Annotated in this window: 30 protein-coding genes; 9 read left to right on the top strand and 21 right to left on the bottom strand. The window is 41.2% G+C overall.

From position 1 onward, the window contains the following. Positions 1-101 precede the first annotated feature (101 nt). Genes HNR63_RS07100 through ytxJ form a run of 3 tightly spaced genes read left to right on the top strand, consistent with a single transcriptional unit; the run spans position 102 to position 1,173 of the window. Positions 102-494 (top strand): DUF948 domain-containing protein, encoded by a 393-nt coding sequence (locus tag HNR63_RS07100; protein WP_085788846.1) that lies wholly within the window; start codon positions 102-104, stop codon positions 492-494. Positions 495-506: 12 nt separating this feature from the next. Then, the gene (locus HNR63_RS07095; protein WP_181520279.1) at positions 507-857 is read left to right on the top strand and encodes a YtxH domain-containing protein; all 351 of its coding nucleotides are present in this window, start codon (positions 507-509) and stop codon (positions 855-857) included. Next, positions 844-1,173: a bacillithiol system redox-active protein YtxJ gene (gene ytxJ, locus HNR63_RS07090; protein WP_181520278.1), complete on the top strand. Its 330-nt coding sequence runs from the start codon at positions 844-846 to the stop codon at positions 1,171-1,173. Before HNR63_RS07095 ends, ytxJ begins: the two co-directional genes overlap by 14 nt. Positions 1,174-1,184: 11 nt before the next feature. Here ytxJ and murC read toward each other — a convergent pair whose 3' ends face one another. The 8 genes from murC to HNR63_RS07050 all read right to left on the bottom strand — a co-directional run bounded on the left by murC (position 1,185) and on the right by HNR63_RS07050 (position 9,373). Continuing rightward, positions 1,185-2,486, bottom strand: a complete 1,302-nt coding sequence (murC, locus tag HNR63_RS07085; protein ID WP_021095600.1) for a UDP-N-acetylmuramate--L-alanine ligase — start codon at positions 2,484-2,486, stop codon at positions 1,185-1,187. Between the two features lie 161 nt (positions 2,487-2,647). Further along, the gene (locus tag HNR63_RS07080) at positions 2,648-3,757 is read right to left on the bottom strand and encodes a nicotinate phosphoribosyltransferase (RefSeq protein WP_021095599.1); all 1,110 of its coding nucleotides are present in this window, start codon (positions 3,755-3,757) and stop codon (positions 2,648-2,650) included. 71 nt (positions 3,758-3,828) lie between these two features. Beyond that, the gene (locus HNR63_RS07075; protein ID WP_181520277.1) at positions 3,829-5,970 is read right to left on the bottom strand and encodes a DNA translocase FtsK; all 2,142 of its coding nucleotides are present in this window, start codon (positions 5,968-5,970) and stop codon (positions 3,829-3,831) included. Between the two features lie 71 nt (positions 5,971-6,041). Further along, the gene (ytpR, locus tag HNR63_RS07070) at positions 6,042-6,647 is read right to left on the bottom strand and encodes a YtpR family tRNA-binding protein (RefSeq protein WP_181520276.1); all 606 of its coding nucleotides are present in this window, start codon (positions 6,645-6,647) and stop codon (positions 6,042-6,044) included. Continuing rightward, complete coding sequence (locus HNR63_RS07065) at positions 6,644-7,450, bottom strand: DUF1444 domain-containing protein (protein WP_181520275.1); 807 nt, start codon at positions 7,448-7,450, stop codon at positions 6,644-6,646. The genes ytpR and HNR63_RS07065 overlap by 4 nt, the downstream gene beginning before the upstream one ends. Then, positions 7,443-7,769: a thioredoxin family protein gene (locus tag HNR63_RS07060; protein ID WP_021095595.1), complete on the bottom strand. Its 327-nt coding sequence runs from the start codon at positions 7,767-7,769 to the stop codon at positions 7,443-7,445. Before HNR63_RS07060 ends, HNR63_RS07065 begins: the two co-directional genes overlap by 8 nt. Next, the gene (locus tag HNR63_RS07055) at positions 7,766-8,293 is read right to left on the bottom strand and encodes a DUF84 family protein (RefSeq protein ID WP_181520274.1); all 528 of its coding nucleotides are present in this window, start codon (positions 8,291-8,293) and stop codon (positions 7,766-7,768) included. The genes HNR63_RS07060 and HNR63_RS07055 overlap by 4 nt, the downstream gene beginning before the upstream one ends. 12 nt (positions 8,294-8,305) lie before the next feature. Then, positions 8,306-9,373, bottom strand: a complete 1,068-nt coding sequence (locus HNR63_RS07050; protein WP_181520273.1) for a M42 family metallopeptidase — start codon at positions 9,371-9,373, stop codon at positions 8,306-8,308. A gap of 107 nt (positions 9,374-9,480) precedes the next feature. Here HNR63_RS07050 and HNR63_RS07045 point away from each other — a divergent pair, with 107 nt between their 5' ends. Next, a complete protein-coding gene (locus HNR63_RS07045; protein WP_035047505.1) occupies positions 9,481-9,777 on the top strand; it encodes a PepSY domain-containing protein in 297 nt (98 codons plus the stop codon). A 24-nt stretch (positions 9,778-9,801) separates the two neighbouring features. Here the strand turns inward: HNR63_RS07045 and HNR63_RS07040 are convergent, their stop codons facing one another. After that, positions 9,802-10,641 (bottom strand): YtnP family quorum-quenching lactonase, encoded by an 840-nt coding sequence (locus tag HNR63_RS07040; protein ID WP_181520272.1) that lies wholly within the window; start codon positions 10,639-10,641, stop codon positions 9,802-9,804. 71 nt (positions 10,642-10,712) lie between these two features. Continuing rightward, positions 10,713-11,363: a tRNA (guanosine(46)-N7)-methyltransferase TrmB gene (gene trmB / locus HNR63_RS07035; protein WP_021095590.1), complete on the bottom strand. Its 651-nt coding sequence runs from the start codon at positions 11,361-11,363 to the stop codon at positions 10,713-10,715. Positions 11,364-11,435: 72 nt separating this feature from the next. Here trmB and HNR63_RS07030 point away from each other — a divergent pair, with 72 nt between their 5' ends. Beyond that, positions 11,436-11,705 carry a YtzH-like family protein gene (locus HNR63_RS07030; protein ID WP_021095589.1) on the top strand — a complete coding sequence of 90 codons (270 nt, stop codon included), beginning with the start codon at positions 11,436-11,438 and terminating at the stop codon, positions 11,703-11,705. Here the strand turns inward: HNR63_RS07030 and HNR63_RS07025 are convergent. Together HNR63_RS07025 and pulA are read right to left on the bottom strand one after the other, a co-directional pair. Beyond that, positions 11,697-12,470, bottom strand: a complete 774-nt coding sequence (locus HNR63_RS07025; protein ID WP_075039491.1) for a phosphotransferase family protein — start codon at positions 12,468-12,470, stop codon at positions 11,697-11,699. The two genes, HNR63_RS07030 and HNR63_RS07025, sit on opposite strands and share 9 nt — an antisense overlap. An 81-nt stretch (positions 12,471-12,551) precedes the next feature. Continuing rightward, positions 12,552-14,672 carry a type I pullulanase gene (pulA, locus tag HNR63_RS07020; RefSeq protein WP_181520271.1) on the bottom strand — a complete coding sequence of 707 codons (2,121 nt, stop codon included), beginning with the start codon at positions 14,670-14,672 and terminating at the stop codon, positions 12,552-12,554. Between the two features lie 73 nt (positions 14,673-14,745). Here pulA and HNR63_RS07015 point away from each other — a divergent pair, with 73 nt between their 5' ends. Beyond that, entirely contained in the window at positions 14,746-15,684 is a 939-nt protein-coding gene (locus tag HNR63_RS07015) for an EAL domain-containing protein (protein WP_181520401.1), read from the top strand. Positions 15,685-15,698: 14 nt separating this feature from the next. Here HNR63_RS07015 and HNR63_RS07010 read toward each other — a convergent pair whose 3' ends face one another. The 6 genes from HNR63_RS07010 to pepV form a co-directional block, all read right to left on the bottom strand. Continuing rightward, entirely contained in the window at positions 15,699-16,655 is a 957-nt protein-coding gene (locus HNR63_RS07010; RefSeq protein ID WP_181520270.1) for an NERD domain-containing protein, read from the bottom strand. 35 nt (positions 16,656-16,690) lie between these two features. Then, positions 16,691-17,362 (bottom strand): LrgB family protein, encoded by a 672-nt coding sequence (locus HNR63_RS07005; RefSeq protein WP_181520269.1) that lies wholly within the window; start codon positions 17,360-17,362, stop codon positions 16,691-16,693. Further along, positions 17,359-17,736: a CidA/LrgA family protein gene (locus tag HNR63_RS07000; RefSeq protein ID WP_181520268.1), complete on the bottom strand. Its 378-nt coding sequence runs from the start codon at positions 17,734-17,736 to the stop codon at positions 17,359-17,361. The genes HNR63_RS07005 and HNR63_RS07000 overlap by 4 nt, the downstream gene beginning before the upstream one ends. 22 nt (positions 17,737-17,758) lie before the next feature. Next, complete coding sequence (thpR, locus tag HNR63_RS06995) at positions 17,759-18,289, bottom strand: RNA 2',3'-cyclic phosphodiesterase (RefSeq protein WP_085788829.1); 531 nt, start codon at positions 18,287-18,289, stop codon at positions 17,759-17,761. Between the two features lie 33 nt (positions 18,290-18,322). Then, positions 18,323-19,474, bottom strand: a complete 1,152-nt coding sequence (locus HNR63_RS06990) for an MFS transporter (RefSeq protein ID WP_085788828.1) — start codon at positions 19,472-19,474, stop codon at positions 18,323-18,325. An 85-nt stretch (positions 19,475-19,559) separates the two neighbouring features. Next, entirely contained in the window at positions 19,560-20,963 is a 1,404-nt protein-coding gene (gene pepV / locus HNR63_RS06985; protein WP_181520267.1) for a dipeptidase PepV, read from the bottom strand. A 173-nt stretch (positions 20,964-21,136) separates the two neighbouring features. Here pepV and HNR63_RS06980 point away from each other — a divergent pair, with 173 nt between their 5' ends. Further along, positions 21,137-21,358 carry a DeoR family transcriptional regulator gene (locus tag HNR63_RS06980; RefSeq protein WP_003398403.1) on the top strand — a complete coding sequence of 74 codons (222 nt, stop codon included), beginning with the start codon at positions 21,137-21,139 and terminating at the stop codon, positions 21,356-21,358. Positions 21,359-21,396: 38 nt separating this feature from the next. Here the strand turns inward: HNR63_RS06980 and HNR63_RS06975 are convergent, their stop codons facing one another. Then, a complete protein-coding gene (locus HNR63_RS06975) occupies positions 21,397-22,119 on the bottom strand; it encodes a pseudouridine synthase (protein WP_181520266.1) in 723 nt (240 codons plus the stop codon). Between the two features lie 106 nt (positions 22,120-22,225). Between HNR63_RS06975 and HNR63_RS06970 the strand changes: the two genes are divergently transcribed. Beyond that, positions 22,226-22,486 (top strand): hypothetical protein, encoded by a 261-nt coding sequence (locus HNR63_RS06970; protein ID WP_021095578.1) that lies wholly within the window; start codon positions 22,226-22,228, stop codon positions 22,484-22,486. A 14-nt stretch (positions 22,487-22,500) separates the two neighbouring features. Here the strand turns inward: HNR63_RS06970 and HNR63_RS06965 are convergent, their stop codons facing one another. Then, positions 22,501-24,126: a putative polysaccharide biosynthesis protein gene (locus tag HNR63_RS06965; RefSeq protein ID WP_181520265.1), complete on the bottom strand. Its 1,626-nt coding sequence runs from the start codon at positions 24,124-24,126 to the stop codon at positions 22,501-22,503. A 100-nt stretch (positions 24,127-24,226) separates the two neighbouring features. On the opposite strand from HNR63_RS06965, the gene HNR63_RS06960 reads away from it, so the two are divergent. Further along, positions 24,227-25,492, top strand: coding sequence for a BaiN/RdsA family NAD(P)/FAD-dependent oxidoreductase (locus tag HNR63_RS06960; protein ID WP_181520400.1), 1,266 nt, complete (start codon positions 24,227-24,229; stop codon positions 25,490-25,492). 50 nt (positions 25,493-25,542) lie between these two features. On the opposite strand, the gene HNR63_RS06955 is transcribed toward HNR63_RS06960, so the two are convergent. Then, on the bottom strand, positions 25,543-25,839 hold the full coding sequence (locus tag HNR63_RS06955) for a rhodanese-like domain-containing protein (RefSeq protein WP_181520264.1): 297 nt from the start codon (positions 25,837-25,839) through the stop codon (positions 25,543-25,545). Positions 25,840-25,897 lie beyond the last annotated feature (58 nt).

Here is a 25,897-nt window from a genome sequence, read left to right as displayed (position 1 = left end):
ATGTATATTGTAACCGATCCACAAAAAATTTGGAGTTTTTTGCAGGATTTTTTCTCTTTTTGTCGAATAGATTACAGGGTAGACAGAAAGGAGTTTTTACAATGGACATCATTTTGTATAGTAGCATTGCACTCATTGCGATCGCTTTTCTTATTTTAGTCATTTATGTCGTCCAAACATTAAAAACACTTCAAACGACGTTACAACATGTCGCGAAAACTGTGGAAGAAGTTGAAAAACAAATGCATGAAATCGGGAAAGAAACGGCACAATTACTACATAAGACGAATGCTCTTGCAGATGACGTGCATAAAAAAGCAGAAAGCTTGCAAAGCGTATTCGATGCGGTAAAACAAGTAGGGGTTACCGTTCAAACATTTAGCGACTCGATTTCTAAAACGTTAACAACAAACGAAAAAAAAATTGCGCAGGCGATTCAGTGGGGACAAACACTTATTGAAATATGGACAAAATGGAAAGAGAAACGAAAATAAGGAGGCATTCATATGGCGAAAAACGGTTCTTTTCTACTTGGGGCAATCGTTGGGGGAATTGCGGGTGCAGCAGTAGCACTATTCTTGTCAAGCGAACGTGGAAAGCAGTTATTGACTGAATCAACAGAACAAGGGAAACAGCTATTGAATGAGTTGAAAGAGAGCAATATAAACAAATGGGGGAAAAGCGAAGAAAAAGAGGAACCGACAAAAAACGAACAAGAGAAACCGCATTCCGTTTCATCTATCCCGATTCCGCTCCCTTCATCAGATGTGGAACAGTTATTAAAAGAAACCGAACAGGCGGTTCATGATGCCGAAAAACGTTTGAATAAAGGAACTGATGCACATGGAGAAAGTTGAAACAATTGAGCAATTTGAGCAAATTTGCTTGTCACATCGCCCGTTTTTATTTATGAAACATAGCCTTACATGTCCAATTAGCCATCGGGCATGGGGAGAGTTTGAGCGCTTTACAAACGATTTTCCACACATTCGCGCCTATTACTTGCATGTGCAACATGCTCGCCCTTTGTCACAACATATCGCAGAAGCGTTCCAAGTAAAGCACGAATCCCCTCAAGTGCTATGGGTGACGGAACAAGGGGTAGAGTGGCATACTTCACATTGGAACGTCACATATGAACAAATGAAAAAGGCAACTATGAGCGCATCATAGTTGCTTTTTGCTTATACGTGAACCGATTGTTCGTATTTCTCTTGAAACTTTTGAATATCGCCTGCTCCCATAAAAATAAGGACAGCGTGATCATGCTGTTTTAACACATCAACTTGTTCCTCATGCAAAAGCTTTGCTCCATCAATTTTTTCACGTAAATCTTCGATCGACAATTTCCCTTGATGTTCGCGCGCCGACCCAAAAATATCGCACAAATATACCGCATCAGCAAGCGATAAACTTTCCGCAAACTGTTGTAAAAATGTTTGCGTTCGTGTATATGTGTGCGGTTGAAAAATCGCAACAATTTGACGCTCTGGATACTTTTGTCTTGCCGCCTCAATCGTTGCCCGTATTTCTGTCGGATGATGAGCATAATCATCAATAAGCACTTGCGAACCGAACGGCTTCTCATGAAAGCGACGTTTCACCCCAGGAAACGTTTTTAATCGTTCTTGAATAATGCTTACATCAATTCCTTCATAATGGCAAAGCGCAATGACAGCGAGCGCATTAAGCACGTTATGATCGCCATATCGCGGAATATGAAAAGAAGCGAAAAACGTGTGGCGCACAAACACATCAAACGATGTACCTTCCGATGTTTTTACAATATTTCGTGCTTGGAAATCGTTATCTTCACCAAATCCATAAAAAACAACAGGAACTTTCGCTTGGATTTTTTGTAAATATTCATCATCCCCACAGGCGATAATTCCTTTTTTCACTTGCCATGCCATTTGTTGAAATGCTGAAAACACATCTTCAATATTTGCAAAATAATCTGGATGATCGAAATCAATATTTGTCATAATCGCATAATCAGGAGAATAGGCTAGAAAATGGCGACGATACTCGCACGCTTCAAATACAAAATACTTACTTCCTTCTCTTCCCTTTCCCGAACCATCCCCAATCAAATATGACGTCGGTTGCGCTCCTTGCATCACATGAGCGAGCAATCCGGTCGTTGACGTCTTTCCATGGGCGCCAGTCACAGCGATACTAGTGAATTTTTGTAAAAATTCACCTAAAAATTGATGGTAACGAATGACGGGTACACCGAGTTCGCGAGCGGCTACAATTTCTTCATGAGTATCTGGAAATGCGTTCCCTGCAATCACAACCATATCTTTTTGAATATTTTCAGCACTAAATGGGAAGATAGGAATTCCTCGTTCTTCTAAAGCTTCTTGCGTAAAAAACCGCTTATCGTAATCTGAACCTTGCACAGCACATTTCATATCATGTAACACTTGAGCAAGTGCGCTCATTCCAGTTCCTTTAATGCCGACAAAATGGTAAGTAGTCATAAAAAAACCTCCACCAACTATCGTTGATCTATATAGCAGTATATGACACAAATTCCGTTTTGCTATTTTCATCTTATGTAACAAACTTCATTATACCATCGTTTGCGAGCAATGATAAGAAAAACTGATAGAAGCATCATTCTTCTATCAGTTTTTCCGTGTTACTGACCAGTATACTCCACTTTTTCAAGACGTGGATTTGGACGGTAACGCCGCCCTGCTTTCGCTTGATGTTTTCCGTTTAATAACACGTTATCACCAGTAAAACCGATATGTACTTTTAACAAACTACTTCCTACACCGTACATATCAACCGGCACACCTTGCTTTTCGAACTCAATAATGCGCTGTTCGTTGAATCCACCGCTAACAACGATTTTCACATGCTCAAATCCTTCGCGATCAAGTGCCTCACGCAAAGCGAAAATAAGTGGTGGATTCACGCCACGCGGATCAAAAGTACCGAGCACTTCTGGATGGCGAATAAAATATTGGTCGATCATTGTTCGAGACGTATCAACGCGAACAGCCTTTAACTTATCACCAAACTCTCGCGCCACTTTCAGCGCATCTGTAATACAGTCATTGTTATAATCAACAAGAACAATTAAATCATCGTCTGGATATTTTTCGTGATACGCCTTTGCCGCCGCAACAACATCCCCATCAAACAATTGAATGAGCGCATGCGGCATCGTCCCCATTCCTTGTTTTCCCCACCATTCGTTCATCGCATGTGTCGCTTGTGCAGTTGAACCACCAATAAAAGCAGCATATCCGTCGCCTGCTTGCATCATAAAATGGTCATCACGATCTCCCATAAAAATGACCGGTTTTTGTACACCAGATAAAGCTGCTGCTTTAACAACGTTATACACGTTTGTTGCTACAGATGTTCGGCGCGCTAAAATTCCATCAATAATGCCTTCTAAATATCCGAAATTTTGATACGGACCGGTAATAGTGAGCACTGTCTCAAACGGACTAATTTTATCTCCGTCTTTTAATGAATAAATTTCTAATTTTTCTGGCTCATCGGCAAACGTATGCAATAAAGCAATCACTTCATCCGTTCCGCATAAAACGGCATGTTCTTTTTGAAAAAACTGCATCGTGACAATATTATTTGGGCGAAATTGTTTTACAATTTCACGCGTTTTCAAAAAATATACAGCTGAAAACCAGCCATCTCGCACACGCTCATCAAATTTAAATGTTTTATTCGTTAACCGTTTAATTTTTCCTTGTAGCTTTAATTCGATTTCTTTCATTTTGCTTTCCCCTTCAACCATCGTTTTCACGTATTTAGCATAGCATGTTTTCTATTTCACGACTACTTTATCTAAATTGTGTCTTGTAGTTGTTCAAGATCTTGTTCATCAATTAAAACATCGCGTGGCTTGCTTCCTTTCGGAGCGGATACGATTCCGCGTTGCTCCATCATCTCGATTAAGCGTGCTGCTCGGTTGTAGCCAATGCGAAAGCGACGTTGTAAACTTGATGTGGAAGCTCCACCCTGTTGAACAACAAACTCACACGCCTCGTAAAACAATTCATCATCTTCATCAGCTTGTACATGTTGTTGCAACAGCTCGTCATGTTGGAATAAGTAAGACGGTTCCATTTGCTGACGCACATGGGCGACAACGCGCTCAATTTCTTCATCGGATACGAAATTGCCTTGTAAACGAATCGGCTTCGCCGTTCCATTTTCTAAAAACAGCATATCGCCTCGCCCAAGTAACTTTTCTGCGCCGTTTATATCGATAATCGTACGCGAATCAATTTGCGACGATACAGAAAAGGCAATGCGTGTTGGAATATTTGCTTTAATTAAGCCGGTAATCACGTCCACCGATGGCCGTTGTGTAGCAACAAGCAAGTGCATACCGCATGCTCGCGCTTTTTGAGCAATACGACAAATCGCTTCCTCGACATCAGCGGGCGCAACCATCATTAAATCGGCAAGCTCATCAATAACAATGACGATATAAGGTAAATGTTGTTCCGGTTTTTGTGATTTTCGCACTAACTCGTTATAACGAACAATATCACGCACACCCGTATGCGCGAATAGTTCGTATCGTCGCTCCATTTCAGATACAGCCCATTTTAACGCTGCTGTTGCTGCTTTTGCATCAGTGATGACCGGGCTCACTAAGTGTGGAATATAATTGTATGGTGCAAGCTCGACCATTTTCGGATCGATCAATAGCAACTTCACTTCATGTGGTGTTGCTTTATACAGCAAGCTGACTAACATCGCATTCATACATACACTTTTTCCTGATCCTGTTGCCCCAGCGATCAATCCATGGGGCATCTTTTTTAAATCGGTCACAATTGGCCTTCCTGCAATATCTAATCCTAAAGCAACAGTTAATGGAGAGTCTGACTTCTGAAACGCTTCGCTTTGTAACACTTCGCGAATAAAGACCGGGCGACTTGATCGATTCGGCACTTCAATCCCTATCGTGTTTTTCCCTGGAATAGGTGCTTCCATACGAATATCGACAGCTGCTAAATTTAATTTAATATCATCTGCTAAATTCGTAATTTTATTCACTTTTACGCCAAGTTCCGGCTGTACTTCAAAACGAGTAACTGTCGGACCTTTCGTTACATGAACAACCTTTGCTCCAACGTTAAAATTTTTAAACGTCTCGTTCAATCGCTCCGCTTGTTCTTTTAACCATGTTTCATCGTCTTCTTGACGGATAAGTGGCGGATGCAACAACGATAAGGACGGAAACACGTACGTTGACTGTTTTTGTCGCTCTTTCCATTTTTCCCGATCTTGCTTTAACATCATCACATTGTATGGCACACCACTTCGCTGACGTACTCGCTCCTCTTTTTCTTCTAATCGCTCTTGCTCTTTATTTTCTTGCGGCTGTTTTTGTTCCGTTTCCTCTTCAGCCATTTCTCCTTCTTCTCGTTTTTCGTCTTCCTTTTCAAGAACAAAATCGTCCACCTCATGACGAAGTGGCTCACTCTCCTGTATATGCGCATGTTCGTTTGTCTCAGCAACAAAATGTTCTTCTTTTTCTATCGACTCAGTTGCCTCTACATTCACGCATTCGTTTGTTTCGACTTTTTCAACACTCGGAAGTTCAAATTCAACCATTTGTTTATCTTCATTTTTTCGTTCTACACGTTCCATTCGTTTATAACCAAACACAGGTGATGGGACATCCGTTGGGCGAAATGCGCGTGATTCACCCGCTTGACGATCGAGACGATATACTTTTTTCTCAAATGAACTCGTTTGTGACGACGTTTCATCTATTCTATCTTTTCTTCTTTCTTTCGGTTCATCTGGAATTAACGGAAAGCGAAACTTTCCTTTCGGATATTCATAAACGACTTTTGCCTCCATCTCTTTATGTTCGTTTTTTGGCACGGATGGAGAGTGTTTTCGCGTCTCTTTTATCTCATCGTTTTCTCCAAATAAATAACGAAATAATGCCTTTAACCAACCCATTCAGTCCTCACTCTTTCTTTGTACATTCAGTTTTATTTTATCACAAAAAAAGCTGACTGCCGCAACGGAAGTCAGCTGAAAAATGGTTGGCCTACTTCGTACTTATCATTTAAAACGAGAATGCCTTTCTCCTGAGGAGCGTTCGGTAAGTTTAGTTCGCGTGCCGAACAAATCATTCCGTAAGATTTTACGCCACGCAGCTCTGCCTCTTGAATGACAAGACCGCTTGGCATGACTGCGCCAACTTTTGCAACAACAACTTTTTGCCCAGCGTCAACGTTTGGAGCGCCACATACAATTTGCAACGTCTCCGTACCGACATCGACTTGACAAACGCTTAATTTATCCGCATTCGGGTGTTTCTCTTTTTGTTTCACGTAACCGACAACAAACTTCGGTGACAAATCAGCCGCTACTTGCTCATCTACACCATTTTTTTTCAGTATATCATTAATTGTGGCAATCAGTTGTTCTGTTCGTTCGACGACACCATTTCCTTCAAATGTGCCGTATGTAGACGCTTGAAAAATATTGTAACCGACCGTCTCACCTGTCTGCTCATTGAAAATGCGCACGACATCTCCTTTTTTCTCAAAAGCTCGCACTTGCGGATCAACAGCTTTCAATGTAATAAGTAACGTATCTCCGATCCCTTCACGATTGTAAAATACATTCATTGTGTCTCATCCTTTCGACGATTTTTTCCAAGAATAAAAATCGGTTGAAGTTGCCCATCTTCGTATAAAAATGAGAGGGCGGTAATCGGCACTCGACCGCTTGCAAAAAAACTCATCGTCAACTGCGCAAGTACATCATATCCGATTTCGTTCTCAATGTCAGCAATAATAAGCACATCTTGATGGGGCACTGCCAATAACATTGTTCCTTTTATTTTTTCAGAAAACTTTTTTAAAAAAGCATCGTTTAATATGCGACTTGCATCATACCCATCGTTTGTATTCAAAAAGTAAAACGTATTACCTGCAACACGGTCTTCTTTTACCGTTGTCGGCAATGACCGAACATTAAAACGCGCAATTTCTTTTAATTGTTGCACATCCCAACGCTCCGATTCAACTAACCGCTCATCAATAAGCCGATACGTTGTTCCTAAATCAAGTGCATAATAAATGCGCGTTTCTGCCGTATGCTCATCATAAATAAACATCGCTCCTTCGTTCGTCTTTGTCGGAAACGAAGTAGAACGAATAACTGGATATACGTGCTTTTCTTTTCCACGCAACGGTGAATCATGATGTAATGCGTTCAATGTTTGTTCTACATAATAAACGACTTCATCAATGGCGCGCTCTTTTTCTAGTTCCCATTTCGCAATAATTGGAGGCAAGGAGATCGTCACTCCTTTTTTCGTTTCGCGATGTTCAATGCGGAGTGTATCTTTTTTTCGATCCCATTGAAACTCCCATGGATAATGAGATAATCGCTGTTGAATATGCTCGCTTATTTGTTTACTATTCATCACGCTCACCTAAATGTTCAATAAAAGCAACGATTTCTTCTTTTGTTTTCCGATCTTTGCTGACAAATCGGCCTCGTTCTTGCCCGTTTTCATACGCGATAAAGCTTGGAATGCCAAATACGTTATGCGCTGTAAACAAATCGAGCAATTGATCGCGATCAACCGCATAAAACGTATAATCCGAAAACTGTTCTTCGATTTCTGGCAAAATCGGCTTGATGACTTGACAATCAGGACACCAATCAGCCGTAAACATCATAATGACTTTCCCATGTTGAATGACTTCGTTATATTGCTCCATACGTTCGATTGTTTTCATCTATCTATCCATCCTTTCTTTTGATGTTCATACTGTCCTTTTAACAGATGAACAATATGTGTATACATCGTTGTTCGATCGATCGCTCCGTTCGTCAAAATACCAATCGCCCCTTCATTTGAACGAACGTCGCAGCGATTTGCGTATTCATCCATCACTTCAGCTAATTCTTTTCCACCTCTTAATTGTTCACCGATTTCAGCAGGGAGGGGAATACGCGCCCCTCCTGCCACAACAACAACTCCATCGCGATCAACGAGCGCCCCCCAATTACATAACCAAATTCCCCCGTTTTGTGCGACGAACACGCCACCTTCTAAACCGATCCCGATATGTGCTTGTTGTTTACAAACAGCTAACGTCGCCCGCTCAATCGCACCTTGCAACGTTTCTTCATCGGAAAACGGCTGTTTTGACACGCTCGGTTGCACATCACTCGAAATAATCGTATAGTGTGCCTCATGAAACACAGCCTTTACCGCTTTCACTTTCGTGTTATTTTTCGTTCCAACAGCTATGTTCATCTCTCGATCTCCTTAAGCGTTATGACGAATCGCGTCTACTGTCGCGCGGTCACATCGTTTCACAAGAGCGACTAATAACTGTTTTGCCGCTTCATAGTCATCCACATGAATGATGGAAGCATGCGTATGAATATAGCGTGCACAAATGCCAATGACAGCTGAAGGGACGCCGCTATTCGCGATATGTACTCTTCCTGCATCTGTTCCACCGCCTGGTGAAATAAAATATTGGTATGGAATGTTGTTTGTTTCTGCGATATCTAAAATAAATTCACGCATGCCGCGATGCGTAATCATTGTACGATCGTAAATGCGTACAAGTGCACCTTTGCCGAGATGCCCAAACTCTTTTTCGTCTCCTGTCATATCGTTCGCTGGGCTTGCATCTAGCGCAAAGAAAATATCTGGTTTGATCATTGTTGCTGCCGTTTGCGCCCCACGAAGCCCGACTTCTTCTTGGACCGTTGCTCCAGAATATAATACATTCGGTATCGTTTCATCTTTTAACTCTTTTAACAACTCAATGGCTAAACCACAGCCGTAACGATTGTCCCATGCTTTCGCCATAATTTTTTTCTCGTTTGCCATCGGTGTAAACGGACAAATAGGCACAATTTGTTGCCCCGGGCGAATGCCCATGCGCTCAGCATCATTCCGATCATCTGCCCCAACATCAATGAGCATATTGTTTATATCCATTGGCTTTTTTCGCTGCTCTTCGTCAAGCAAATGAGGAGGAATCGAGCCGATCACACCAATAATCGGACCGCGATCTGTTATAATTTGTACACGTTGTGCTAACAATACTTGATTCCACCAACCTCCAAGCGGCTGAAAACGAATCATTCCTTGTTCTGTAATGGCGGTGACCATAAAACCTACTTCATCCATATGCCCTGCAACCATCACGACTGGACCATTTTCTGTTCCGCGCTTCACTCCAAAAATGCTCCCAAGCCGATCTTGCACAATATCATCAGCATATTTTTGTAACTGTTCACGCATAAAGGCACGCACCCCATGTTCATTCCCCGGTGCCCCCGGCAATTCGGTTAACGTTTGAAACAACTGCAAATCCATCGTTTTTTCCCCTTTCTTTGCTCGCTATTTGTCATTGTAGCGAATTTTACATGTAGTTTCCACTCGAACAATTCGGTATACTAAAAGAAAAAGTGGAGGAATGGATTATGCGCGTCAAAACGTTTCTTACTGGGATCGTTGTCGGTGCAACGGCAGCATACATATGGAATGAGTGGCAACATCAACGTTTTATTTCATCTGAACAAGCGCTTCAAAAGGCGAAAGAAGCGTTTCAACAAACGGGTGACATTACAGGATCGTGGATCCAAACGACCGTTGAAACAATTGAAAAAAATGGGCTACGCTACAACGTCTATCGAGGTGGCATTACTCGTCCAACTGGTGCATATGAGTGTCTCATTGATGCAAAAACAGGAACAATTATTGAAGCACGAAAATTGTAAAACCCAAGCAAGCCGCTTGGGTTTTTATTGACGTTTAATCGATTCAACGATTTGAAACTCGCCATTCCAACGGACAGCACGGTAATACGCATCGTGATAAAACGTAAACCATGCACCGTTTTCCATTCCATAGGCGAGCCATTTTTGTTTAGCGAAAATGGACGTCATCGGATAATCATCATACGCCATCACCCAAAGCGGATTTTGATGTGCATGCGTCGGCATTAAATCACCGAGATGAACGGCTGTTTCTCCTTCAGATGTAATAATAATAATGGCATGTCCATCACTATGACCGCCTGTATGAATCATCGTAACACCAGAAACGACTTCTAACTTCTCAGCAAACGTATCCACTTGCTCGACAATCGCTTCCCAGTTTTCTTTCCAATACGTATTGCGAGAACGAATATTTGGCTCTTTCATCTCCGCCCATTCCACTGCCGATGTAATAATGCGCGCACGCGGAAACGTGGGAACGAGTTTATTTTCTTCCCATTTTGTTAAGCCGCTCGCATGATCGAAGTGCAAATGCGTCATTAATACAAGATCAATGTCTTCAGGAGTTAAAGAAAGAAGCGCAAACTGCTTTTCTAAGTCAGATTCTTCCGTTACACCAAAGTTTCGTTTTTGCTTCTCATTCAATTTTCCTTTTCCAATGCCTGATTCAATTAATATGTTTTTCCCATCTACTTGCAATAAAATCGGATCCGTGCGAAGCGGAATTTGATTTTGGTCGTTGCATGGGTATTTTTTCATCCAAAGCGGCTTGGGCACGACACCGAACATCGCTCCCCCATCCAAATGTGTAATTCCCCCATTCAACCACGTCATCGTTATTCGACCGATCGTTAATTTCTCCATCAGTTCTCCCCCTCTCATGATTTATTTTAACATTACAAAAATATTCAGAAAAGAAAAAAACCTATGCCCAATTACGACATAGGTTTTCGATATTTTACTTCACAGCGATAAATCGGATTTCCTTTTTCAGAAAACTTTTGTTCATACTCTGTCATGACATTTCCTTCGAAATCGCTTCGATGGAGATCAAGGCTGACATATTGAAGAACTAAACCGTATTGAGAAAAGCTGACAAGGGAATATTCAAACAATCCACGGTTATCTGTTTTAAAATGAATTTCCCCTTCATCGACTAAAATGTTTTCATACAGCTCCAAAAATGAACGATATGTTAACCGTCTTTTCTCATGTCGCTTTTTTGGCCACGGATCGGAGAAATTTAAGTAAATACGCTCGACTTCTCCCTTTGCAAAAATGTTTGTTAATTCTTTCGCATTCACATTCAGTAAACGTAAATTTGGCAAGTCGTTTTCAATAAGCTTGTCCAGCGCACATACAATGACGCTTTCATATAACTCAATGCCGATATAGTTGATATGTGGATGCATTTTCGCCATTTCCGTGATAAAGCGACCTTTCCCTGTCCCAATTTCAATATGAATGGGATGGTCGTTTGCAAACAATTCATGCCAACGGCCTTTATATTGTTCCGGTTGTGGAATGATATATTGTGGGTATGATGCAATTTTTTCTTTCGCCCAAGGCTTATTTCGTAAACGCACGTCTCATCCTCCGTTTCTTTGCATATAAAAAGATAAAAATGGCCATATTATAAAATGAATAGGGGGATGAACATGGCCATTAATCATGAGCATCAATTAACCGTGTTAAAAGACATTTTATCAGAGCATCAACTTGATCGTTCAGGGACAGTAGCCGAATGTGAACAAATTGAACGGCTCGCCAAATCATTAATAGCGAACGATGCTGTCCATTCTGAACTCAAACAAACATTATCCCATATTTACACGTACAGTCAAAACGGAAAAAATGCAACTGATCTTTCTTCACACATCGATCAACATGAACAACAACTCGCTGAATGGATGGATCAATTAACGTAACACATGCTCGAGGAAATGCAACAATCGTTGCATTTCCTTTTCATTATTCCGCCCTTTATGCCATGCAAGCAACACGATCGTCTGAGCCAACGTATACCATTTCATGCGCAACATCAATTGATCATTGAACGGTAAACCGTATTGCTCTAACCAGCTCTCCCATTGTTCTCTTGGAATGTAAGCATACAACAACACCCCGATATCAATGGCCGGATCAGCAATCATCGCGCTATCCCAATCAATTAAATAGAGCTGGTTATCTTCTGTTAACAACCAATTGTTATGATTCATATCACAATGACAAACGACATAACCCTCATGATACACATCATTTACATGTTTCTCTAGAAACGCAATAGCCTGTTGCACGACAGCATTTTCTTTTATGACACATTCGTTCTTTTTCACTTCCTCTAGCAAACGATTCGGCAATAAAGGTTTTTTACCGAGCCGTTCCATCATCGCTAACAATTCTTTTGAGCGATGAATTTTTCGAAGCAGTTGGGCAACTTGTTTGCTAGTCATATCGTGCGGCTTTAATTCGCGCGCTTGTAAAAACTGCTGGGCTGTAATCACATCCCCGTTTTCCATTCGTTTCGTCCAAACTAATTTTGGAACGATTCCTTCTGCCGACAAAACAGCTAAAAATGGAGAAGAGTTGCGCTTTAAAAACAACTTCTTCCCATCATGCTCCGCAATATATGCATCCCCTGTCGCACCGCCTGCTGGGGAAATTTCCCACTCCTTACCTAGTAACTGTTCCAAGTGAGCTCACCTTTCGACTTAGTCAAAATAAAAATAGCGATTGTCATCTTACTAGATTTTATCTTTCTGATCGTTTCCACGTCAACATTCAATTAATACCCACGTACCAATTCCATTTATTTCAACAAACTGTTCGTATACTTTTCCTATTTCTTCTTGATTTGAACTAAAAACGACTTTCCATTCCCCTTCAGAAAGAGGCAACGTCGTTTTCTTTTCTTCATTATGGTGAACGACAACAATTTGTTCCCATGGACCGTACAGTCCAACATCAACAAGCTGATAAGCAATGACAGATGGATGTGTATCGTAAAACTTCATATGCCGTCGGACTTGATCAGCAGTCAAAAAACGAAACGCACCGTGTCTTTTACGAAGCGCAATGAGAAGCATCATTTCCCGCACGTCTTCTTCCCAATCATTTTTGCGTTCCCAATCGATTTGGTTTACTTCGTCAGGAGCATTATAGCTATTTTCAATCCCTCGTTTCGTTCGATAAAACTCTTGACCGCTATGCAAAAAAGGAATGCCTTGAGATAATAAAACGATCGCTGTCGCTAGCTTTTGACGTTTCCGTCGAATATATTCGCTCTCATGTGCATTGGCAATCATCATTTTATCCCATAGCGTATGGTTATCGTGACATTCGACATAATTCACACTTTGCCTTGGCGAAAAGAAAAGATGAATACTTCCGCGAATCGCTTCCATTACTGCTTCTTTATATGAGCAATCCCCTAATGCAAATCCTCGATCACGAACTTGAAACGTGCTGCCTTTTACATAGTCGCGAAATTGATCATTAAAATAAGCGATGCGTGGGGTATGTTTTGCGTTCGCAATCATCGTCTTTTTTTCGCGAGGCAACGGAGTAGCTAGCTCCCAACCTTCCCCGAGCACAATGACTGTCGGATCTATTGCATCAATCGCTCGACGGACGTCATTCATCGTATCTATATCTAAAATGCCCATTAAGTCAAAACGAAATCCGTCAACACCATATTCGTTTAGCCAATGCATGACGGAATCAATAATAAATTTACGTACCATTTTCCGCTCAGATGCTAAATCATTTCCAACTCCTGTCCCGTTTGACGGATAGCCATTTGATCCGTATCGAAAATAATAACCAGGAACAAGATGTTCAAACGACGATGTTTCTCGAATATATACGTGATTATATACAACGTCTAAAATAACGCGAATACCTTCGTTTTGAAACGCACGAATCGCCCGCTTTAACTCGATAATACGCGCATATGGATCGGTTGGATCGGTTGCGTAACTCCCTTCTGGGGCGTTGTAATGAACGGTGTTGTATCCCCAATTGTACATTTGAAGGGGCTGAAGTTCATCCACTCCTTCAAAATCTTGCACAGGCATGAGTTGAACATGTGTCACACCGAGCTGTTTCACGTACGAAAGACCTGTCACCGTTTCGTTCGGTCCAAATGTATCTCGCTCCGTTAAACCGAGATATTTCCCTTTATGTTTCACCCCACTTTTAGGATGAATCGTGAAATCACGCACGTGCATTTCATAAATGATCGCATCCGTCATAGAAATAAACGGAGGCATGGTCGGTTTCGGGATATTTATCTTCGTCAGGTCAATGACAACACCATATGTGCCGTTTACTGAAACAGCTTTTGCATAAGGATCAACCGCCTCACGCCAAACAAAATTCACATACGTCATATACGTATAAAAAAATCGTTCAACATTTTCATAAATGGTATACGTCCATACCCCTTTTTGTTCTCGTATCATTTCATAAGTTGTTTCTTCTTTCGTCGTTGGATTAATAAGCTTTAGTAACACGTTTGTAGCAGTTGGCGCCCACACTTTAAACGTCGTTTTTTCCGGTTTGTACATTGCACCGAGATCGTTCCCGTCATATGCATATAAATCATCGAACGCTTTTGTTCGCATTACTGCCCCTACTTGTAGAGGGGCTTGCCATCCTTCTTCTGTATAAACAACATATCGTTTTCCTAATTCAACAATAAAAGGGACAGTACATTCATATTTTGTAAATAAGTGTTGTCTTTCTGTTGAACGAATCGTTAAACGGTATGCTGTTTGTTCTTTATCACATAAAAAAAATATCGGTGCACGCTCGTGAACAACATCGTTCGGTATTAAAATTGTAATGACTGTCAGTTCATCTAAGTAGGCTTCAAACGGTTGTTGTTTAAACATTGTCGGTCACCAACTTCCACTTTTTAAATGAATGGTTTTTGTTGTAAAATGGATAAATAGGGGGGGAGAAATGATGTATTCATGCATTTCATGTAGCGTTCCATTTCCACTTTTACCATCTGGTTACTTACTTATTATGCAAGAACAACAAAAAAAGTATTTATGTTATTCGTATGATTCATTACAACAATTAGCGACATATGTAGAAACGATCCATGAAAAAGAAAAAATGTTAGCGACGTTATGTACAAACCCTGATGTGCCAGAATCGTTCGTTCCACTTCATGAATTAAGCATGCGAATTATGCATGCAGATGTTGTCCAATGCATCACAAATGAACCGTTGATGAGTTATTTACAACCGATTGTTCATACGAATACCGGGGACGTTTTTGCCTACGAATGTTTATTACGTTCACAACGATTTTCGCCTGGTCAGCTTTTTTCCGTTGCCAAACAAACAGGTTTGCATACGTTTTTAGACCGTCGAGCACGTGAAGAAGCGATTCGATCACGCACAAAAATAAAAAAAGGGATTAAAAGTTTCATCAACTTTTTACCATCAACAATTTACAATCCTGAATTTTGTCTTCGACATACATTTTCCATCGTCGAACAATATAACGTAGCGCCTGAAGATCTCGTATTTGAAGTTGTTGAGACAGAGAAAATTGTTGATATTGACCATTTAAAAAACGTATTTGCCACATATAAGCGCTCAGGTATGAAAGTCGCTTTAGATGATGTCGGTGCAGGTTTTTCAACGATCGACATGCTTACGTTATTGCAACCCGATTATGTAAAAATCGATCGGCACTACATTCAAAACTGCGACAAAGAAGAAGAAAAGCAGGCGTTCTTAAAGGAAGTCACTCGAATCGCCAACACGCTTGGCATTCACGTACTTGCCGAAGGAATTGAACGAAAAGAAGAATTAGACTACTGCCGAGAAATTGGCATTCCGTTTGCCCAAGGATATTATATCGGCAAACCGAGTCCAGATCCGCTATAAAAAGAGGCTGACCGTTACTCATCAGCCTCTTCAAATTGTTCTACAACGAGCGGATCGTAGTAACGCGCATCACAATATGTCAGCAATGATTGAGCTGCCTTCAACTGCATATGCTTCAGCGGCATCGTCAATTGTCTTAGCGACATAAACCATGCCTCATAATGTCGCCGATCAATGATTTCAAGATCGCTTGGTGCATAACGATAATCAATATATCCTTCACGATTGATTAACAATTTTTTTATCGGCATATCGACGGCAAATTGTTTATAAATCGTTTGAACAACTTTTTCTGTTCGGTGAAGGGAAATCATCGGATTGACGATTTTTCGTTCCACATCGTCAACCATCTCCGTCCAAAATCGTTCAGCCGAGCCGACAATAATGTTGTTTTTTCGTTCTTCTGTAAACGCAATACACCAAGTCGTTGTCGGACTAATTAAAATCGTATTTAGCTCGACAGGGGCTTTTTTCAATAAAAATACAGGTTTATACATACATAAGTATGTATCAGGAAAACGTTGCAAAAAATATTTTAATTGTACATCATAATAATATTTCGGATCAATAATAGATTCTTCCGTTAATGTTGAACTTGCCCAACGAATTTGCAGTTGAAACAGCTTTTCTAAAAATAATATTTTTAACTCTTCAAGCGTTCGCGGCTCAGACGTAATGGAAACGACAAATTCTTCCTCTTCGTTCGGCTGTTCGCTTTCATTTTCTATGTCTTTTACTTTTTTTCGTTTCCATAGTTGTTTCACTTTATCAAAAAGCGATGGCTCTTCTTCAAGCCATTTCCACGATTGTTGTGAATGCAGCTCCGTCCTCATCGCAAGTTGACCTGTCTCCCACGCCTGCTTCATTCGTTCCCATTGTTTTTTTTTCAAACGAATGAACTCGCTCGGGTAATGATAAATATCTAGTTCATAGCGCGAAATATAGTCTTGAAGCTTAATGAGCTGTCCCACACTGTAACCTCCAGCAACAAATAGTTACTTTCATTCTACAACAAAAGCAACAACGGGCAAAGAAGAGAAGCAAAAATTGCGCTTAACGTCATAGCAACGGAGCTAATCGCCGCTTCTTTTCTCCCAATTTCAAGCGCTTTTGCGGTACCAATACCGTGAGAAGCTGCCCCAAGACCACTTCCAATCCCTAAAGCTGTTGTAATGTGCAAACGTTGAAAAAGAATCGGACCAAACATTGCACCAAAAATTCCCGCAATCATGACATATACAGCAGCAAGCGTCGGTATACCGTCAATCAACTTTGCAATATCCATCGCAACAGGCGATGTGACCGATTTGGGAATGATGGAACGAACAATTTTTTCTGGCAAATGAAAAAGACGTGCGAACAATAAACCGCTCCCCATTCCAATGATCGTGCCGAAAAATGTGCTACATAACAATGGCCATAAAAACTGTTTTAACGTATGCCGATGTTGATAAAGTGGCAAAGCTAACGCGACAACTGCTGGACCAAGCAAATGAGCGAGCCATTTCCCTCCAGTCATATATTGTTCATACGACAAATGAAAAAGCGATAACGTGATGATGATGACTACCGTGCTTGTTGCGACGGGTACGAGCAACGGAAAATAAAAGCGAGCATACAATTTGCGCATCGCTATATATACGACGATCGTCCATATGAGCAAACTGACGCCAATCATGCCCCTTTCACCTCACGCACTCGCTTCTGCTCACGTGTTTGTGCCCATTGCCCAATAAAGCCAGCAAACACCATGACCATCATTGTGCTGACGATCACAATGACAACGGACCATATTCCCTTCCCTGAAAAAAGCTCAACATAGTCCATGACTCCAACCGTTGCTGGGATAAATAAAAGCGTTAAGTGAGATAAAAGCATATTTGCACCACGCGCAACCCACTTTTCTTTTACGATTCCGGTCATTAATAATAAAAATAACAGCAACATGCCAATCATACTCCCCGGAATTGGAATGTGTAGCAGTTGCTGAATGAACGAACCGATCATATACAACGCATACAATCCCCCGATTTGAATGACCGTAATCCCCATCTTTTCTCACCCTCTTATTAAATTATGAAAGAGGAAAACGCATCAGCGGCTTATATTTCGGCGTTTGATCCATATGTGTTTCATATAACACAACGTCATGGACGAAAAAGCGAATGTCTTCTCCTTCCATTTTTCTCGGATATGTTTCAAGCGAGAACGGAAACGATCCACTCCATTTTTTCGCCAACGTAATATGCGGTGTAAACGGTCGTGAATCAAGCGAAAAACCGATGCGCTGGCACACGTTATACACATCTTGACGAAGAGAAAACAAACGCGGTTCCTCTTTCACTCCATACCATAAAATACGAGAACCGAATGAGTACACCTCGCTCAGTTGTAACGAAAATGACTGATGTTTTTTTACTACATCTGGCATCATCTCTGCAATTTGCTTTCGCTCCGTTTCGGTTGCCCGACCTAAAAACGCAAGCGTTATATGATAATCGGCTTCATGAACGAACAACCGAAATGGCGCTCCCCATTCAGAAATAAAAGCATGCAGCCGCTTTTTCACCTCGTTTGGTAGAGGAATTGCCAAAAAGTAGTGCATCTATCGTCCCACCTTTTAATTTTCTAAATTTTATCAAAATTCATATAGTTTTCGCAACGTCTTTTTCGACTGCCAAGCAAAAATCACCATGCCACCAAACGTCAACAATCCAAAAAATAAATATACATGCTCAATTGTCCAACGTTCTAAAATATACCCTCCTACAAATGTACAAAACCAGCTCCCGAGCCCGTTTCCAACTGTAGCATAAAGCGATACAGCTGTTGTACGTACGTGTGCAGGAGTGACGTCGCGCACATATTGTAGCGCAGCTGGAATAAATAAACCGACGGACGCCCCTTGTACGATTGTCGTGGCATACACGATCATTAACGGTGGTTCAAAAAAGTAAAATAACCAACGAGCGCAAGATAATGCTGTGGCAACGAATAAAACATTCATCATGCCAAACTTTCGCACGACCCCGTCAGCAAATTTCATAAACGGCGCTTCGCTTCCTGCTGCTAATAAAAAGGCAAAGCCGACCCCTGCAAGCGTTCCACCTAAATCAGTAATCAAAATGCCAAAATAAAAATTGTTGGCATAAATTGGACCAAAGACAAGAAACGTCGTCAACAAAAACAAAAGAAACGGTGGAATGCGAACTAACTCTTTCATTCCTTCACGAATGTTCACTTTCGCACTTGACTGCTCTTTTGGCAACTTCCATGCAAGCACACTCGACGTAATGAGTAAAGCAACGAAAATGTAAAAAATGAAGCGAAGATGAAACATCTGAGCAATTTGTCCAGCAATCGGGACAGCAGTCGCAAACCCAAGCGCTCCCCAAAGGCGAATCGAGCCATACCGTTCGTTTGCTTTTTGTACGTAATGAAGCGTGATACTATCAGATAATGGAACAATACCACTTTGCATAACAGCAAGTAGCGCGGCAATAATAAGCAACCACATATAAGAATGAACGAGCGAATACATAAAACCAAAAAAAGCTGTTCCTAGTAAAGATACGATTAACACTTGAACCGGTTGACGCGTATAATCGCTTACCATTCCCCAAATTGGTTGAATAAAAATCATAACAATAGGGCTAATGGACATAATCATCCCGATTTCTGTTCCTGACAATCCAACTTCATCTTTTAAATACACAGATAACAAAGGAAAAAGCGATCCAAAACTAAAAAACTGTAAAAAGTAAAATATGCGAAAAATACGTGTATACACAAAAATCCCCCATATCAAATAAAATAATGAAAAAGCACCGTCATGAGCGACGGCACTTTTCATTATAACATATTTTTGGAAATTGTCATTTTGCTAATTCATAAATCGCTTGGGCATAAATGGCTGTTGCTTTAAACAAATCATCGATAAACATATATTCGTCTTTTTGATGCGCCACATCTGGACGATTCGGGAATAATGGACCGAACGCTACTCCTGCTTGTAAAGAACGCGCATACGTTCCACCACCGATCGCAAGCAATGATGCTCGTTCGCCCATCTGCTCTTCATATACGCGTTGCAACGTTTGAACGAGCGGATGATCTTTTGCGACATAATGTGGTGAGGAGTTCGAAAAGTTGTTTAATACGAACTGATGACGTTTAGCTACTTGCTCAATGATTTCTTTTGTGCGCGTCATATCGTTCGTGACAGGGTAACGTAAATTGAGCCCCATCTTTCCCCCACGTTCGTTCGTATACGAAAGAACACCGACGTTAATCGTTAAATCCCCAAGTTCCTCGTTTGTATGCGCAACACCTAATCGCTTTCCGCGCGTATCTCCATAAAAAAATTGCGACACAAATCGAACAAATTCATTAGCTTGTGCATCTAGTGTTTCATTTGCTAAAAATTTCGCGAGCCATATGCCTGCATTCACCCCATTGTTCGGTTCCATCCCATGTGCAGAAACACCACGAAGGCGCAACGTAAGTGTGTCACCATCCCCATGTGCTTCCCCTTCAAGCGCATGCGTACGTAAAAATGTAAGAAAACGCTCTTTCATGTCGTTTTCATTCGTTAACTGCAATATAGCTTCTGCAAAATCTGGAACCATATTGTATCGCTGACCAGCTTGAAACGAAAGAAGAATATCATCATGCACTTGTTTATTCATTGGTTGCTGAATGAGATCAAAATCAGCAATTCCTTTTTCAGCATATATAATTGGAAAATCGGCATCTGGAGCAAATCCAATTGTCGGCATTTGTTCCGTTTGAAAATATCGTTCGACACATTGCCAATCGCTTTCTTCATCTGTTCCAATAATCATGCGTACGCGCTTAGAAAGCGGCAACCCGAGCTCTTTGACAATTTTCATCGCATAAAACGCAGCAATTGTCGGACCTTTGTCATCTAATGCGCCGCGCGCATAAATTTTTCCATCCACAATCGTTGCCCCGAACGGATCAAACGTCCAACCGTCACCAGCAGGAACAACATCAACGTGACATAATATGCCAACAATCTCTTCCCCATCTCCCATTTCAATATGCCCTGCTAATCCATCAACATTTTTTACGGCAAATCCTTCTTCTTCCCCTCGTTTTAACATATAACAAAGCGCTTCGTACACTTCTTTTCCTAAAGGTGCTTCTTGCGTTGCGGTCTGCTCATTTCGTACGCTCGGAATACGCAAAAACGTTTGTAAATCTTGTAAAAATACCTTTTCTCGTTTTTTCACTTCTTCCATCCAATTGATGTTCATCGTCACTTTCCCCTTTCTTTAAGAAAAATATGGTTTTAATTGTGTTAATATTGTGTAAAATTCAGCAAATTTATAGCATTTTTCTTACGTTTTCGTGTAAAATAAATAGTGAGACATCTAGTTTTTCATCTTTGTTGTACCATGCGAATGATGTGACGATAGGGAGTGATCATTTGAAACCATCTACCGATCGCATGCTAACCCGTATTAAGTCCGTCTACATGTTCATTAGCGAAAGAGGAACAGTGACAACGCAAGAGCTCGTGGACGAATTCGGCATTACTCCACGAACGATTCAGCGGGATTTAAACGTGTTAGCATACAACGACTTAATTCACAGCCCTAGCAAAGGTAAATGGACAACAACTAAAAAAAGAGTGAAGATGTCATCATAACGAAATGCATATAGACGGAACCTGATTAGTGCAGGTTCCTATTTTTTGTCTTCTCCTTTTAATAAAGCCATTTCTTCATCAGTCAACTCACGATATTCCCCCGGTTCTAACGTTTCATCGAGCGGAATCGGTCCCATTTGTATGCGTTTTAAGTAAATGACACGTTTACCAACTGCCTGAAACATTCGTTTAATTTGATGAAATTTCCCTTCTGTAATCGTGATGCGCACATCTGAACGCAAACCGGAACGAATGATGACAAGCTCTGCTGGCTTTGTTTCATATCCATCGTCAAGCACGACACCGCGTCGAAATGCTGCAATATCATCTTCTGTCACTTCCCCATCAATAATTGCTTCATACGTTTTCGGTACATGCTTTTTTGGTGATAATAGCTGATGAGCAAGTTGACCATCGTTTGTTAACAACAGTAGCCCTTCCGTATCTTTATCAAGCCGTCCGACTGGAAATGGATCAAAAATACGATCTTCCTCTTCCAGTAAATCAACGACTGTTTCCTCCACAGCATCCTCTGTTGCTGAAATGACCCCTTTTGGTTTATTCATCATTAAATAAATAAACGGTTTATACTCTACTTCTTCTCCCCATACGGTAACGACTTGTTCTTTCGGATTGACGTGTGTTTTTGCATCTTTCACCGTCATCCCATCGACTTTGACAACCCCTGCTTTCAATAATTTTTTCACTTCTTTTCTCGTTCCATATCCCATGTTTGCTAGCAGTTTATCAATGCGCAACATAAAAATCCCTCCAAATGTTTTTCTTTTTTAGGCGTTCGTCCATACACCTATGTCAACTGTCACATATACTGCCTACGTAACAATTAAAGCGAAAGGAGTTTTCCAAATGGACGAACGCCAACAACAGCAACAAATGCCGGGCATGCCTTATTACGGGGGCTCTCCATTTACACCAGGATTCCCTGGTGGATTTCCGGGCACACCAGGATTTCCTGGAACACCAAGTTTTCCAAGCGGCTCTCTTGAACGTCGAGTTGATCGCCTCGAGCGCATCACAGAACGCCAACAACAACAAATTAACAACTTAAATCGACGTCTTCAACGCGTTGAACGTCAACTCGGATTCCCATTTAGCAGCGACTTTTAATACAAAGAAGAAGGCTATGACAAAGCCTTCTTTTCTTTCTTTTTTAAAAATGAAAAGCGGTTCCCAAATAACGCATATAACAAATTCGAACGTTCACTTAAATAAAAGTAAACAGCCGCTCCGATCAATCCGCCGAGTGCAACGATGATGACCGATTGGATCATGCTACCGTTGTAATGAAGAAAACGGTCCATCAGTTTTGCGACCGGCCAAACGACAGCACACATTATTGTTGTTAAAATCCCCATAAACAACATACGCTTGGCAACAAAATGATAACGATAATTTGTATACCGTTGAATGACCCATAAGTTTAAACTAACCGACAAAGCGTATCCAATCGTCGTTGCCAAAATAGCTCCTACCGTTTCAAACGAAACAATGAGTATGTAGTTAAAAAATAATTTAAACAATAATCCGATACATAAACTAATGACGGTAAATTTTTGTTTATTAATCCCTTGTAAAATGGCCGCCGTCACAGAAAATAAAGCAAAGAAAATAGCGGTCGGTGCGTATGCCCGCAACACCTGTGTGCCAAGTGGATCGTAGCTGTAAAAAGCGGCATATACATATTCAGATAAAAGCGCCATGCCAATGACTGCCGGCAACGTAATAAACATAACGACTTGAAACGTGTCATTTAAATATTTTTTTAGTTGCTTGCTCTCTCCTTGCACATACGCTTTCGTAATCGTCGGAATGAGCGTTAAGCTAAATGACGTCGCTAATGTTACTGGGATAATGACAAGCTTTTGTGCCCATACGTTGAAAATGCCGTATGCGTCCTCTGAAATGGCACCGAGCCCGATGCTTGCCATCGCTTTATTAAACGTAAATTGGTCAATGAGTTGATATAAAGGCATTGCTAAGCCAACAAAAGCAAACGGGGCAGCATAGGCAATCAATTCTTTATACATCTCTTTTAATGACATATGGATCGTACCGCGATCTTGCTTTAATAGTTCATCTAAAAACGATTTTCGCTTAAACCAATACATGAATAAAACAGCTAGTCCACCAACCGCACCGATAAATGCTGCAAACGTCGCCACTTGAATAGCCGTCACAAGCGAGCCGTCGAAGATGCGTAAAACGATGTAACTCCCTGCAAGCAAAAAGATGATGCGGACAAGTTGTTCAACGACTTGCGACAACGCTGTCGGCCCCATCGATTCATGACCTTGAAAAAACCCTCGAATTAAACTCATCATCGGCACAAGCAATAAAGCGAAACTAACTGCGCGAATGACAGAAGTAACATCCGCAATCGAGTTGCCGTGTCCGTCATCATTGACGACAAACGGGGCTAATAACGGGGCACTCATATATAAAATGAGCCAAGCGAGAAACCCTGTGATCGCCATTAACGTCATACCTGAACGAAACAATTTTCGTCCAATCGCATATTCGCCAAGTGCATTATATTTCGAGACAAACTTTGATACAGCTAGCGGCACCCCCATCGTTGCTATACTAATAAACAACGTATACGGAACGTAACCGTACGAATAAAGCGCTCCCCCTTGTTTCCCAACAAGTTGATAAAACGGGAAGACGTATATAAGTCCTAATATGCGTGATAAAAACACGCCTCCCGTTAAAATAAATGTGCCTCTTAACAACTTTGACGATGACATATTATCCCTTCCTTAACGGATTCATTGCTCCACCTATTTTAGCACACTTTTTTCTTTTCCATAAAATCATTATAATCATAACAGAAAGGACGTGAAAATGATGACATATGATGTCGTAGTCATCGGCGGGGGGCCGTCAGGATTAATGGCAGCGATCGCTGCTGGTGAACAAGGTGGACGCGTTCTCCTTCTTGATAAAGGAGATAAACTCGGACGAAAATTAGCCATTTCGGGCGGTGGCCGTTGTAATGTGACAAATCGACGACCAGTCGATGAACTCATTCAACATATCCCAGGGAACGGTCGTTTTTTATATCGTGCCTTTTCTATGTTTAATAATGAAGATATTATTCGCTTTTTTGAACGGCTTGGCGTTCCATTAAAAGAAGAAGACCACGGACGCATGTTTCCGGTAAGCGACAGCGCACAATCTGTCGTACAAGCTCTTCTTCGTGAATTGAAACGATGGCGTGTCGACGTTCGGGTTCATACCCCTGTAAAAGACATCGAATATAAAGATGGAGCAGTGTATGGCGTAACGCTGCAAACAGGGGAGATGATCCGGACGAAAGCGGTTGTTGTTGCCGTTGGAGGGAAATCTGTGCCGCATACCGGTTCGACAGGTGACGGTTATGCGTGGGCAGAAAAGGCTGGACATACGATTACAGAACTGTTTCCAACGGAAGTGCCTATTATTTCACATGAACCTTTTATTCAAAATCGGACGTTACAAGGACTATCATTGCGCGATGTGGCATTAAGCGTATTAAACGAAAAAGGGAAACCAATCGTCACACATCGGATGGATATGATTTTTACACATTTCGGTATTTCAGGACCAGCGGCATTACGATGTAGCCAATTTGTTGTGAAACAGTTAAAAAAACAATCGTCTGTGAACATGACGATTGATGCGTTGCCAGATGAAAAAGGGGAAATATTATTTCAACACATTGTGCGCACCATGAAAGAAGAGCCGAAAAAAGCAATAAAAAACATTGTCAAAGCAATCATGCCGCTCCCAGAACGATATGTACTATTTTTGCTTGAGCAAACAAAGATCGATCCACAAACGGTCGCAACCACATTAAGTCACGACAAAGTGCGCACATTTATTGCGGCATGTAAAACATTCACTTTTTCTGTTCACGGAACGTTACCGCTTGAAAAAGCGTTCGTCACAGGCGGCGGTGTATCGGTCAAAGAAGTACATCCGAAAGAAATGGCATCTAAACTTATGAAAGGTTTATATTTTTGCGGAGAAATTTTAGATATTCACGGTTACACAGGAGGTTATAACATTACTGCAGCGCTCGTGACTGGTCGGCTTGCTGGCATGCATGCTGCGATATATGCGAAACAATAAGATCGTAAACGAGCGATCTTATTGTTTCTAAGGCAATCATGACATTTCAGTTACTCAAGTTCGCCGTCCCATCCGAGCATCCCGTCAATGACGTTACACACATCGTAACCATGCGCCTCTAAATAACGACACACATGCTCACTACGAACACCAGAACGACAAATAATGACATACGTTTCATTTTTGTCTAGCTCGTTCATTCTTTCCGGAATATCCCCCATTTTTATATGTATCGCTGATGGAATCATTCCAAAGGCGACTTCTTCATCTTCGCGTACATCAATAACATGAACGCGCTCACCTGTTTGTATCATTTGTTTTAATTGTGCTGCTGTTATTTCTTTCATCGATCTCTCCCTTTCTTTTAACGAAAGCCTCCCACAGCGTATGTGAGAGGCTTGTTTG

Source organism: Anoxybacillus ayderensis, from assembly GCF_013761015.1.
Classification (GTDB): Bacteria; Bacillota; Bacilli; order Bacillales; family Anoxybacillaceae; genus Anoxybacillus; species Anoxybacillus ayderensis.
Note: the sequence above shows the minus strand (reverse complement) of the source record. Positions and strands in the feature narration are given on the sequence as shown.

What these genes read in the sequence shown, in the direction of transcription:
- HNR63_RS07100 (WP_085788846.1), top strand. Translation starts at nt 102, where the DNA reads ATGGACATCATTTTGTATAGTAGCATTGCACTCATTGCGATCGCTTTT.
- HNR63_RS07095 (WP_181520279.1), top strand. Translation starts at nt 507, where the DNA reads ATGGCGAAAAACGGTTCTTTTCTACTTGGGGCAATCGTTGGGGGAATT.
- ytxJ (WP_181520278.1), top strand. Translation starts at nt 844, where the DNA reads ATGGAGAAAGTTGAAACAATTGAGCAATTTGAGCAAATTTGCTTGTCA.
- murC (WP_021095600.1), bottom strand. Translation starts at nt 2,486, where the DNA reads ATGACTACTTACCATTTTGTCGGCATTAAAGGAACTGGAATGAGCGCA.
- HNR63_RS07080 (WP_021095599.1), bottom strand. Translation starts at nt 3,757, where the DNA reads ATGAAAGAAATCGAATTAAAGCTACAAGGAAAAATTAAACGGTTAACG.
- HNR63_RS07075 (WP_181520277.1), bottom strand. Translation starts at nt 5,970, where the DNA reads ATGGGTTGGTTAAAGGCATTATTTCGTTATTTATTTGGAGAAAACGAT.
- ytpR (WP_181520276.1), bottom strand. Translation starts at nt 6,647, where the DNA reads ATGAATGTATTTTACAATCGTGAAGGGATCGGAGATACGTTACTTATT.
- HNR63_RS07065 (WP_181520275.1), bottom strand. Translation starts at nt 7,450, where the DNA reads ATGAATAGTAAACAAATAAGCGAGCATATTCAACAGCGATTATCTCAT.
- HNR63_RS07060 (WP_021095595.1), bottom strand. Translation starts at nt 7,769, where the DNA reads ATGAAAACAATCGAACGTATGGAGCAATATAACGAAGTCATTCAACAT.
- HNR63_RS07055 (WP_181520274.1), bottom strand. Translation starts at nt 8,293, where the DNA reads ATGAACATAGCTGTTGGAACGAAAAATAACACGAAAGTGAAAGCGGTA.
- HNR63_RS07050 (WP_181520273.1), bottom strand. Translation starts at nt 9,373, where the DNA reads ATGGATTTGCAGTTGTTTCAAACGTTAACCGAATTGCCGGGGGCACCG.
- HNR63_RS07045 (WP_035047505.1), top strand. Translation starts at nt 9,481, where the DNA reads ATGCGCGTCAAAACGTTTCTTACTGGGATCGTTGTCGGTGCAACGGCA.
- HNR63_RS07040 (WP_181520272.1), bottom strand. Translation starts at nt 10,641, where the DNA reads ATGGAGAAATTAACGATCGGTCGAATAACGATGACGTGGTTGAATGGG.
- HNR63_RS07030 (WP_021095589.1), top strand. Translation starts at nt 11,436, where the DNA reads ATGGCCATTAATCATGAGCATCAATTAACCGTGTTAAAAGACATTTTA.
- pulA (WP_181520271.1), bottom strand. Translation starts at nt 14,672, where the DNA reads ATGTTTAAACAACAACCGTTTGAAGCCTACTTAGATGAACTGACAGTC.
- HNR63_RS07015 (WP_181520401.1), top strand. Translation starts at nt 14,746, where the DNA reads ATGTATTCATGCATTTCATGTAGCGTTCCATTTCCACTTTTACCATCT.
- HNR63_RS07005 (WP_181520269.1), bottom strand. Translation starts at nt 17,362, where the DNA reads ATGATTGGCGTCAGTTTGCTCATATGGACGATCGTCGTATATATAGCG.
- HNR63_RS07000 (WP_181520268.1), bottom strand. Translation starts at nt 17,736, where the DNA reads ATGGGGATTACGGTCATTCAAATCGGGGGATTGTATGCGTTGTATATG.
- thpR (WP_085788829.1), bottom strand. Translation starts at nt 18,289, where the DNA reads ATGCACTACTTTTTGGCAATTCCTCTACCAAACGAGGTGAAAAAGCGG.
- pepV (WP_181520267.1), bottom strand. Translation starts at nt 20,963, where the DNA reads ATGAACATCAATTGGATGGAAGAAGTGAAAAAACGAGAAAAGGTATTT.
- HNR63_RS06975 (WP_181520266.1), bottom strand. Translation starts at nt 22,119, where the DNA reads ATGTTGCGCATTGATAAACTGCTAGCAAACATGGGATATGGAACGAGA.
- HNR63_RS06970 (WP_021095578.1), top strand. Translation starts at nt 22,226, where the DNA reads ATGGACGAACGCCAACAACAGCAACAAATGCCGGGCATGCCTTATTAC.
- HNR63_RS06965 (WP_181520265.1), bottom strand. Translation starts at nt 24,126, where the DNA reads ATGTCATCGTCAAAGTTGTTAAGAGGCACATTTATTTTAACGGGAGGC.
- HNR63_RS06960 (WP_181520400.1), top strand. Translation starts at nt 24,227, where the DNA reads ATGACATATGATGTCGTAGTCATCGGCGGGGGGCCGTCAGGATTAATG.
- HNR63_RS06955 (WP_181520264.1), bottom strand. Translation starts at nt 25,839, where the DNA reads ATGAAAGAAATAACAGCAGCACAATTAAAACAAATGATACAAACAGGT.